The organism is Lacticaseibacillus zeae DSM 20178 = KCTC 3804 (genome assembly GCF_000260435.1).
Lineage (GTDB): Bacteria > Bacillota > Bacilli > Lactobacillales > Lactobacillaceae > Lacticaseibacillus > Lacticaseibacillus zeae.
Genome location: NZ_BACQ01000002.1, coordinates 1 through 10369, shown reverse-complemented (window position 1 = coordinate 10369; position 10369 = coordinate 1). Strand labels below are relative to the sequence as shown.

Annotated in this window: 12 protein-coding genes and 1 tRNA gene; 4 read left to right on the top strand and 9 right to left on the bottom strand. The window is 49.3% G+C overall.

From position 1 onward, the window contains the following. Positions 1 to 44: 44 nt before the first annotated feature. Positions 45 to 1226: a thiolase family protein gene (locus GSO_RS00225; RefSeq protein ID WP_010487647.1), complete on the bottom strand. Its 1182-nt coding sequence runs from the start codon at positions 1224 to 1226 to the stop codon at positions 45 to 47. 408 nt (positions 1227 to 1634) lie between these two features. On the opposite strand from GSO_RS00225, the gene GSO_RS00220 reads away from it, so the two are divergent. Beyond that, on the top strand, positions 1635 to 1934 hold the full coding sequence (locus tag GSO_RS00220; protein ID WP_010487645.1) for a hypothetical protein: 300 nt from the start codon (positions 1635 to 1637) through the stop codon (positions 1932 to 1934). Here GSO_RS00220 and GSO_RS00215 read toward each other — a convergent pair. Beyond that, positions 1931 to 2761, bottom strand: coding sequence for a TIM barrel protein (locus GSO_RS00215; protein ID WP_010487643.1), 831 nt, complete (start codon positions 2759 to 2761; stop codon positions 1931 to 1933). The genes GSO_RS00220 and GSO_RS00215 overlap by 4 nt on opposite strands. Positions 2762 to 2864: 103 nt before the next feature. Then, positions 2865 to 3428: a restriction endonuclease gene (locus GSO_RS00210; protein WP_010487642.1), complete on the bottom strand. Its 564-nt coding sequence runs from the start codon at positions 3426 to 3428 to the stop codon at positions 2865 to 2867. A 113-nt stretch (positions 3429 to 3541) separates the two neighbouring features. Here GSO_RS00210 and GSO_RS00205 point away from each other — a divergent pair, with 113 nt between their 5' ends. Beyond that, positions 3542 to 4360, top strand: coding sequence for an aldose epimerase family protein (locus GSO_RS00205; RefSeq protein ID WP_010487640.1), 819 nt, complete (start codon positions 3542 to 3544; stop codon positions 4358 to 4360). Positions 4361 to 4454: 94 nt separating this feature from the next. Here GSO_RS00205 and GSO_RS00200 read toward each other — a convergent pair whose 3' ends face one another. Then, complete coding sequence (locus tag GSO_RS00200) at positions 4455 to 5597, bottom strand: M20 family metallopeptidase (RefSeq protein WP_010487636.1); 1143 nt, start codon at positions 5595 to 5597, stop codon at positions 4455 to 4457. Between the two features lie 45 nt (positions 5598 to 5642). Beyond that, positions 5643 to 6248, bottom strand: coding sequence for an ECF transporter S component (locus tag GSO_RS00195; RefSeq protein ID WP_010487635.1), 606 nt, complete (start codon positions 6246 to 6248; stop codon positions 5643 to 5645). 190 nt (positions 6249 to 6438) lie between these two features. On the opposite strand from GSO_RS00195, the gene GSO_RS00190 reads away from it, so the two are divergent. Further along, a tRNA-Leu gene (locus GSO_RS00190) sits at positions 6439 to 6524 on the top strand. A 103-nt stretch (positions 6525 to 6627) separates the two neighbouring features. Beyond that, positions 6628 to 7092 carry a GNAT family N-acetyltransferase gene (locus tag GSO_RS00185; protein WP_010487633.1) on the top strand — a complete coding sequence of 155 codons (465 nt, stop codon included), beginning with the start codon at positions 6628 to 6630 and terminating at the stop codon, positions 7090 to 7092. Here GSO_RS00185 and GSO_RS00180 read toward each other — a convergent pair. From GSO_RS00180 to trpX, 4 genes are all read right to left on the bottom strand, one after another. Next, positions 7085 to 7537 (bottom strand): SprT family protein, encoded by a 453-nt coding sequence (locus GSO_RS00180; RefSeq protein ID WP_010487630.1) that lies wholly within the window; start codon positions 7535 to 7537, stop codon positions 7085 to 7087. The two genes, GSO_RS00185 and GSO_RS00180, sit on opposite strands and share 8 nt — an antisense overlap. A gap of 267 nt (positions 7538 to 7804) precedes the next feature. Then, a complete protein-coding gene (locus GSO_RS00175) occupies positions 7805 to 8557 on the bottom strand; it encodes an ABC transporter ATP-binding protein (protein WP_010487629.1) in 753 nt (250 codons plus the stop codon). Then, entirely contained in the window at positions 8550 to 9449 is a 900-nt protein-coding gene (locus GSO_RS00170; RefSeq protein WP_010487627.1) for an ABC transporter permease, read from the bottom strand. The genes GSO_RS00175 and GSO_RS00170 overlap by 8 nt, the downstream gene beginning before the upstream one ends. Further along, positions 9446 to 10369: tryptophan ABC transporter substrate-binding protein (gene trpX / locus GSO_RS00165; RefSeq protein WP_010487624.1), on the bottom strand; the 924-nt coding region annotated here is incomplete at its 5' end. The genes GSO_RS00170 and trpX, both read right to left, overlap by 4 nt.

The window sequence follows — 10369 nt, the reverse complement described above, 5'->3', positions numbered from 1 at the left end:
CGCCTTTCTTCAGGCGTTTTTTCATAAAATTTCATCACGTCCTCCTAAACATGCCGGACGATCTGCATCGCAATGCCGATACCACCGCCGACACACAAAGCCGCGATGCCGGTTTTTTCATCGCGTTCAGCTAGGTTATAAAGTAATGAAACCATAATGCGCGCACCGGACGCCCCAAGTGGATGGCCTAACGCTAAGGCACCGCCATTGATATTCACCTGTTCATCGGTTAAGCCCAAGTCACGCATCACCGCAACGCTTTGGGAGGCAAAGGCTTCATTAAGTTCTACTTGATCAATAGACGCGATCGAAGTGCCATTGGTCTGAAGCAATTGATCAATCGCCAATTTAGGCGCATAGCCCATGATATCCGGATCGATGCCGACTTCAGTATAATCGGTAATCGTCGCTAAATAATGTAGTCCTAGTTGCTCGGCTTTACTTTTGGCCATCAAAACCAAAGCCGCCGCACCATCATTAATACCGCTTGCATTGCCAGCCGTCACCGTACCACCCACTTCAAAAACCGGCGGCAGCTTGGCTAGTTGGGCCAGCGAAGTGTCTGGACGGATGGCGGAATCGGTTTCGACGGTGACATCGCCATGGCGACCAGCAATCGTGACTGACGCCATCTGCGATTTAAATCGACCTTCAGCCGCTGCCGCTGCCGCGCGTAAATGTGAGCGCAGGGCAAACTCATCTTGGTCGCGACGGCTAATCTCAAAGCGCGTGGCAATATTTTCCGCGGTGATCCCCATAGGTTGCTGACTGAAGGCGTCATTTAGACCATCGCGGCTGAGTCCGTCAACAAATGCCGTGTCGCCAAATTTATGGCCAGCGCGCATGGCTTCGGCGTAATAAGGAACCTGGCTCATGCTCTCTGTACCGCCAACCAGCACAGCGGTAGCTTCCCCTAATTGAATCGCCGCCTGTCCCAGCCGAATCGCCTTTAATCCGGATCCGCACACTTCATTGACCGTCATGGCCGTGGAACGGTTTGCCATCCCGCTTTTTAACGCAATTTGCCGCGCCACATTCTGACCGGAACCGGCCTGTAAGACATTCCCGAAAATAGCCTGATCCAATTGCTCAGGGTCAACCCGCGCCGCTTTAATAGCTGCCTGTGCCGCTGCAACCCCCAAATCAACCGCACTGGCACCGGCAAGCTCGCCGCCCAGCTTCCCAATCGGCGTTCGCTTGGCACTGAGAATGACAACTTCTTCCATGATGACCTCCTAAAATACAAACAATTCAACACCATCCGCCTGGAGAAAATTCCCTGTTCCAGTCGAATCGTGCTCTTCAGACAAACCGTTATAGTTTATCACAGTCTCAAAAGCAAAACAGTGAGCTATAATTTAGAGAGCGTGAGCAGGAGCGCTTAGAAATCGGAGTGTAAGTGGCCTTGGGCGCGATGGCGCTCTTTGCCATTGCGACCAAGGTCCTTACACGGAGATTTCTGCGACTGCGAACGCGTTTTATGAGACATAGGCAGAAGCTCGCACCCATAAAACCTGCGCAAGTTCTTCTAAGTTCATCAAACTAAGCTTGCTTAAATTGTATGCGATTGTTCTGATAAGCACCAACCGTCTTCATGAATCCTTAACTTTTGCCGTCAGAAAGGAGGCATCATCATGCGAGTGATTGATTTACTCGCTTTGTTAGCCGACCAAAACAAAAACGCCTCTGTGTTGCTGGACACGCAACCAACACCGAGCCGTTTTGATGATTTTATCCTGACAACCGCGGACGATCAGCCGCAACTGATTTTTAAACCCAACTTGACCCGCAAAGCGCCTTTACGAGTCTGGGAATTGCAGCTCTTGTTGAAAAAGCCGGACCTCCAAGCGCGATTTTTGTATTTGACTGACGCAAATGGGCCACGCGCTTTTTTTGGGTTCATCAAGCGCCAGAACGGTTTAATACTTAATTAGGCTGGATGCTTGGCTGCGGCTAATTCCTCGGCCACCTTTTCTAAATAGTGATGGCTGGCAATCATTTCTTCGCAGTTGAATTGATCCTTCAACCCGATTTCATAAATCCGACTGGCCTTAGGGTTGAGCAGCGGCAAAACCCTCGCCCAGTCAATCCGGCCTTGCCCCAGTGGCAGGCTGTCATGCGTTTTGCCCATCGAATCGACAAGATGATAGTGCCGAACCAAAGGCTTTAGATTCGCCAGACTGGCCATGAGCCGATCGTTATCGCCGTGAAGCGTGATGAAGGTGTGGCTGGTATCATAAGCTAGCGGTAGCTGCCAACGCAATATCCGCGCCTCAAAATCAGGATCGCCATAACGAAAAATGGGGGACATGGAGTTTTCAAAGACAACGTGTCCCGGTGCCTCCTGAGCAAACGCAATCATCCGCGCTAAAGCAACATCCTGCGCTTTGGCAACATCCGTCCACCCGGCATAATCGCCTGTTGTATCCACGCGATAACCCCCATGGATCAACGCCGTCGCATTCACCTGTTTGGCCAGATTCATGAGTTTAATCGAACTAGTCATCATAAAATCATAACGCGTCGGATACTTGGTCGGATTCATGGCTAATTCATTGCGTTGACCACGGAATCGCATCGGATGATGGAAAACCACTGTAGGCACCTGGCTGCGAACCCAAGTCACCATTTTTAAAAAATGGGCCCATCCTTCAGCCGTAAAATCATTTTCAGTTAAGTGAAATTCAAATACGTTAGGACGGTACTGTAACCGATCACGAATCTGACGTTCATCTGTACTAGCTTTTAATCCCAGTAACATCGATTATCCGCTGCCTCCTCAAACTGATCACACACAGTTGCCAAACTTACCATAAGGCCATAACGCGTTCGCCGACTTCTAAGCGCGTCGGCTCACGCTCACCTCAACTTGGCAGTCTTCTCATAAGTCGCTTGAGTTTTTTACGATCAATCAGCATGACCCCCAGATCATCTGCTAAGGCGATTGCCGAATCGGAAAAATCGCTATTGGTGATCACCGCAGCTTGATCAAGTTTATAAAATTGATGGCCGGCCCAAACCTCTTGCACTGCCTTGTTACCGACAAAACCGGTATAACGCTTGCATTGAAAACCAATGGACTGCCCCTTCTTTCGGGCGATAATGTCGATTCCCTGATCACCGGAAGCTTGTGTCAGTTGAATGTGTTTAAACCCGTTTCGCTTCAACAAGTATGCACAAAACTCCTCAAATTTCTCGCCTTCCATGATGTCGACATTTTCCATTTTCAAATCACGGAAGCGAAAATGATGATGGTAAAGCAAGATGGCATTCACCACCACAAACAGACTAATAATCACAAAACTTGCCGGATCACCATATGGTCGCAACTGCCGGGGCAGAATGTCGCGGGCCCAGAAACTGTAAGCAAGTGCCAGAATAAACAGTGCCCACAGTAATTGATAGGCCTTCTTAAGTAACGTTCTCATGGTTCCACCCTTCTCTTTCCTTATCAAGCCTAGCAGATTCAAGTCATGATTGCATTGAATCTGGAGCAATTTTTCTGTAGGCTTAAACTATTGAGAGAGGAAGCGTTTTCGCCATGAAACTAAGCGCCAAAATTTTTGCCAAAGTCGGTCAGGAACGAATTACCCAATATACTTTGGTGAATGACCAGCACATGACCTTACGCTTTTTAACGTTCGGTGCCCGGGTCCAACAAGTTCGTCTGCCTAATGCGACCGGATTTGACCCTAACTTACTGCTTGGATTTGTCACTTTAGAAGACTATTTGCACCAGCCAGGGTTTTTCGGCGCCATGACCGGTCCGCTACAACCAACCGAAGCCGATGCCTCTGGCGCATGGCAAAACTGGAACTGGGCGGTGAAAACCAGCCAGGATCCTGATTTAGTCATCACGTTTTCGTTAGACTTGCCAGATGGTGCTGATGGTCAGCCCGGCACTCGTAAGCTCAGCGTTACCCATCGACTCAACAACGCAAACGTCTGGACAATTGACATGGCGATCCATACCAGCGATTCTATTCGCATACATCCGCGGCTGGTATTGCCTTGGCTGCTCACGGCTGATCCCGCGCAAACGATGATGCAGGCTAAATTAACAATTGCCTCGCAGCCAACCGCAATTGGAAAGCAACCAAAAGTTTATTCCGAGCAGGACTATGGTTTGGCAGCCGCTGATTGGCAACTCCATTACCTGACTGATGCGTCAGCTACCCGAATCGATCCGTTCGCCGATATTGGCACGCAAAACAACTTCAACGGCATTCTCGGACAGCCTCACGTGGCAATCGGTTTTGCCCCTGAAGCGAATTTGCAAGCACAAGCCTGGGAACTTCCTGCAGGTGCGACATGGCACCATCATGCTGAATATCACCTAGGCATTCGGCAGAAGTCGTAAACCAGACTCAGTTGCGTCTAACAAACGCATTTAGTTGGTCAAAAAACCTTGTACGCATGACCGGCACAAGGTTTTTTGATTGCCAATATTCTGGTTAATAGTTCAGGAAAACATCTTTATAAACTTTCACACTGTCAAAAACATCTTGAAGCGCCACATATTCATTGGTCTCATGTGATGTATCATTTCCCGGCCCATAAATTGCCAGATCCAACCCATCGTGATAGAACAAGGCCGCATCCGTAATCCCGGTCCGATACGCCACTGCCCCGCGATCGAGTCCGATACGTTGCCGGGCCTGCTGAACGGCCTCAATCAAGGCATTGTCAGGCGAAGCAGCAGCCGCACCCAGTACTGAGTCAATTGAAAGTGACAGATGCACGCCTTTTGGCACAGGCGTTTTCGCTGCTTGTTTTAGCGCCTGAATAAACGCATCATTGTCGGCAATCATGGTTGTGCGAATATTGCCACGCAGATAGGCCGACTCAGGGAGCGAGTTGATCTGGTTCCCGCCATGAATAATATCAATATTGTGCGTAGCGTGTCCCAAAATCGGATCATCCTTGGCCTGCAACGGCGCTGTTGCGGTCAATGCCGCATTGGCAAACGCAAACAAACCGTGAATGGCATTGGCCCCAAGATCCGGGCGCGATGAATGGGCCGCTTTACCATGCGCGGTCAACGTATAATCGATAATTCCCCGCTCAGCCGCATCCACGTTGCTATTGCCAGGCTCTGCCACTAAAAGACCATTAAGGCGGTCGCCATAACCCGCTGCGGCCAATTGCCGGGCGCCATAATTATCGATTTCTTCACCGACCGTGGCCATCAACTGAATGCCGTGATCCAAGTGCGTATGCGCAACCTGTTTCAAAGCAACAACCACCGCTGCCAGACCGGATTTCATATCCGTTGCCCCACGGCCATATAACTTGCCGTCTTTTACCTGTCCTGAAAACGGCGGAAACTGCCACTTGGATTCATCGCCAGCATCGACGACATCCATATGCCCATCGACACCTAGCCACCGTTCGGCATTTGGATCCCCAATGGTCAAAACCAGATTATCGCGTCCGGGCGCATACGTGATCCGCTCCCGTTTGATCAAACCTGCCTGCAATTCAGGGGCCAAATAAGTTTCGATTAAATCGGCAACTTGGCCTTCTTTTGCGCCGACACTCGGCACTTGTACCATTGCCTTCAATAAATCAACGACTTGCTGCTCTTCATCTGTCAATCCAAAACCTCCGTTTCTCAAAACTCATGATTACCGATTCTAAAGCTATTTTCGCCGAAAACGTAGTAACGCATGGCCTAAGATTGGTGTGACAATACCACCTAGCAAAGCTTCAGCAACTGCGTTAATGGCCAGCGCCGTGATCAGCAGCCACCCGAGATTGGACGCGTTGGCACCCGGCACAATTTGCGCGGCCTTGCTCGAAAAAAGCAACCAGGTAAACCCAATGACTAAAAGTGTGTTGGTCAAGGCACCGGCCACGCCGGCAAATACCATTTTAACGGTTTGCGCCAACGCACTTTGGTGACGCTTAAACATTTGGTGAAAGATAAACGCTGCCACAAGACCAACCATGACGCGCGGCACCAATGCAATAACCGGATTACGAAAAAGCAATAAAGTCACGGGATCGGTCGCTGACGTATAAGCACGGATCAGGCTTGTCAGCCCCCATAATAAGCCAAGACTGGCACCGCCGCCATATCCTAGAACAATGCCACCAATAATGACGGTCAGATGAATCGTCGAAATGGCAGGCCAAGCTGGAAAAATCTGAACATAACCCACCATCGGAATATAAGCCTGGAGGATAATTAAAGCACCGAGAATCCCAATAATAGCAATGTTATACGCTTTCCCTCGACGCGTCATGCTGGACACCCCCTATTTGTTTACAGTTAGCTCTATCAGATTATACACGTTCCAAGCAGCACCAAACAAGTTCAGCTTTCAGTCAGGACTTGTCAACTTTTCGCCACTCTGCGGGTTCAACCGAATAGTAAATTTTTGTTGACTTTGATCATCTGATTTTCTATAATATTTCTTGTGCTTAAATAGCCATGCGGGCATGGCGGAATTGGTAGACGCGCAAGATTAAGGATCTTGTGAGCATTTTTGCTCATGGAAGTTCGAGTCTTCTTGCCCGCAGCGTAAAAAGATCCGACCAACAACGATAACTTGTTGATCGGATCTTTTTTAATGATTGGTTATCCGTAACCGCTTAATTCGAATGAGATAGGAGTAACTTAAAATGCTTCGTGAAGCCCAATTTGTTGATCTGTCTGCAATCGTGGATCTTTACCAACAGCTTACAACGGAAATGGCGACATTGGCGCCGGACACGTATCGACCATTAGCCACTGATAACCGCCAATATTTTGCCGATTATCTGCAAAACGATCTTGCCCGGTTATTTGTGACCGAAAGTCAGGGGAAACTTACCGGTTTTGCCTTGGTTGTCTTAGCACAAACCAGTGCCAGTCCTGAATTCGTGCCGCAACATTTTGCCCAACTCATCGATCTCTTTGTCATCCCTGATCAGCGTCATCGCGGCTTGGCGAAGCAGCTGATGGCGGCGGTTGCGGCTTTTGCCAAAAGTCACCAGGCATCTTTTATCCAACTCAATGTCCTCAGTGCTAATAAGACGGCTCGTGAAGTATACGCCAAGGCCGGTTTTGAACCAGTCAATTTAACGTTACAAAAGCCACTCAGTTGATCACCGTTTTTTGTAGTCGTAACTTACCTCGGCAGTGGCCACAGGCATACCGTCTGACGTCAATACGGCGACGACGAACGAACTGCCGGCCGCATTGCGTACAAACATAGATGTGTTGCCGACCAGTCGTGGGCAGCGGCGGTGCAAAGCGGGCGCCACCAACTGCTGCCAGTAATTGGCGGAAATCATGATCGCGGTGTTGGTACCCGCGATGCTGGGCGTACAAATGATAATGCACCAGTTCATGCTTGATGATGCCATCGGTGATTGCCGAGGGATAAGCGGCAAAGAGTTTGGGGTTAAAGTCCAAATTCATGTCAGCTGGATGAAACCGGCCACCAGTTGTTTTCAGCCGCGCATTGAAAATGGCACGGTGGCGGAACGGTTGGTGAAATGCCGCCATGGAAATAGCTTCCACGCGTGCCTGCAGTTCTTGGTTTGTCATCGTTGAACATTACCTCCGAGCCAACAGTGTACATCAAGTCATGCGCGATTGCACGATCGACACTGACCGCTAACCTGCTCACAAACAATCTATACCAGCAATACAAAAATCGGTTCCAGATGGATTGATTCGTGCATGATTAATGTGCACGATCATCCGGAACCGATTTTTTCGTCATTCTAAAATTGAATCTGACTCACGCGCCCCGCATTCATAATGCGCCGAGACGAACTTACTTGAATGCTTCAGTTAACTAAAAAATATTCTTTAGCTAAAGAACGCCAAAACATCGTCACGAGTCAGCGCGGCTTTTCTCTTTTGATCAAAATCAGCCACAATTTGGCCGGCATCCAAAACAATTAAGCGGGTGCCATAACGTAACGCATCTTCGACTTGATGGGTAATCATCAAGCAGGTTAATTGTTGATCCGAAACAATCTGATTGGTGAGTGCCATGATTGATTGACTCGTGTGCGGATCTAACGCTGCCGTGTGCTCATCAAGTAATAGCAGATCAGGCTCGCGCATGGTGGCCATTAACAGACTCAGTGCTTGCCGTTGCCCGCCGGAAAGCTGTTCAGTCGGCTTATCAAGCGCTTCAGCCAGACCGTTGCCAGTTGTGGCCGCAAGCTTTTTTAACCGGTCCTTTTGCGCATTAAGTCCCCGTGAACGCAAACTTAATCGTTGGCCACGGTGACTGGCTAATAGCAAGTTTTCGGCGACCGTCATCCGCGGGGCTGTGCCCATTTTCGGATCTTGGAAGACTCGGGCAATGTGACGCGCCCGTTGCTCCGGACGCTGCCCATTCAACTTTTTACCCGCTAAGGTCACCGTTCCTCCACTCACCGGCAAATCACCGGTAATGGCGTTAAACAGCGTTGATTTTCCGGCGCCGTTGTGGCCTAAGACCGTTACGAAATCACCGGTCTTGACCGTCAACGTCACATCTTGAAGCAAGGTTTTGACTTCCGTTGCGACCGGGACATTGACTGTGACGTGATCCAATATTAATTCAGCCATGTGCCTGCACCCCTTTTTGTAAGACTCGCCGTAATCGCAGTTGATGATCGATTTGCGGCACCATGATGGCAATAGCTAGAACTACTGCCGAAATCAATTTCAGGTCGTCGGCGTTGAATCCCAGCGCCAAAACCACTAGCAGGACAAATCGGTAAAGAATACTGCCCAGAATCACGGCTACTAACCGTTGCGACAAGGTCAGCTCGCCGAAAACGACCTCACCGATGATGATGGCGGCAAGACCGATAACAATGATCCCGATGCCCATATTGACATCCGCATAGCCATTGTTCTGTGCTAACAAGCCACCGGCAAGCCCAACGAGTCCATTACCAACCATTAAGCCAAGCACCATTTGATGATCAGGGTCGATCCCCAAACTACGCGCCATGTTCGGGTTATCTCCGGCAGCGATGAAGCCCTGACCTAATTGCGTGTTCAAAAACAGCATCAGTAAGCCGACCACGACAACCGCAACCACCAGCCCAATCACGACACTGTTAAAGTATGGCGGCAGATCCTTCAAAAACGATTCCTGAAAAAGATTGGCTTGGTGCAACAAGGATAAGTTCGCCCGGCCCATAATTCTTAAGTTAATCGAAAACAAACCGGTCATAACCAAAATACCAGCGAGCAAGACCGGAATCCGTCCTTTTGTCGTTAATAAGCCTGTTGCCAAGCCCGCCAGCATCCCCGCTCCGGTAGCAAGCAGTGTCGCAATGATCGGCGAAATGCCATGGGTAATCGCACTAACCGCGACTGCCGCCCCAAACGGGAAAGTCCCTTCAACTGTCATATCGGGAAAATCCAGAACCCGAAATGTTAAAAACAAACCAAGTCCGATTAACCCATAAAGTAATCCTTGACCAATTGCCGAAACGCCTAAACTCATTTGATCACCGTTCCTTTCGTCTCTGCCTGTTTGACTAACGCACTAGGTAAGGTCAACCCTAACTGTTTTGCCTGTTTCTCGTTTAAAATAAGCTCGCCCGTTTTTTCAAAATGAATAGGCGTCGTTGCGGGTTTGGCTTTGCCTTTTAAAACATCCGCCAACATGTGTCCGGTTACGACACCTAGATGAAACTGATTGATCCCGATCGTGGCGACCCCGCCTTGTTTAACCATTGTATCGACAGTCGGGAAAATCGGCACTTTACGCGCATTGGCCGCCGCAACCAGCGTTTGCATGGCACTGGCGATCGTGTTGTCAGTCGGTACGAAAACAGCATCAACTTGGCTGACCATTTGGCTTGCCACCTGGTTTAAATCATTGGTAGAACTAATCGCATACCGTTTTACCGTAAAGCCTTCTTTGGGCCCGAGTTTTGCGACCATTTTAGCCTGTGTCTGAGCCGAATCGTCACTAGAGGTGGCAATGACACCCAGCGTTTTAGCATCCGGCATGATTTGCCGAATCAGCTTTAGTTGGGCTGCAATCGGCGTCTGGTCCGAAACGCCGGTTATATTGCCACCTGGTTTTTTGACATTTTTGACCAATTTAGCCGCCACCGGATCGGTAATGGCACCAAGAATGATCGGCGTTTTCTGGTTAACATTGGCCAGTGCCTGAGCCGCCGGCGTTGCAATTCCCACGGTGGCCGCCGCATTTTCTTGGGTAAACCGTTCCGACATTGACTTCAGATTGCTCTGATCATTTTCAGCATTCTGGAAGTCGATCTTAATGTTTTTTCCGTTAACGTAACCCTTATCTTTTAGTCCTGAAATAATGCCTTTATGAATCGCATCTAACGCCGGGTGAGTCGTCAGCTGTAAAATTCCTACTGTTGGCTTTGTTTGCGTCCGTTGCGTTGT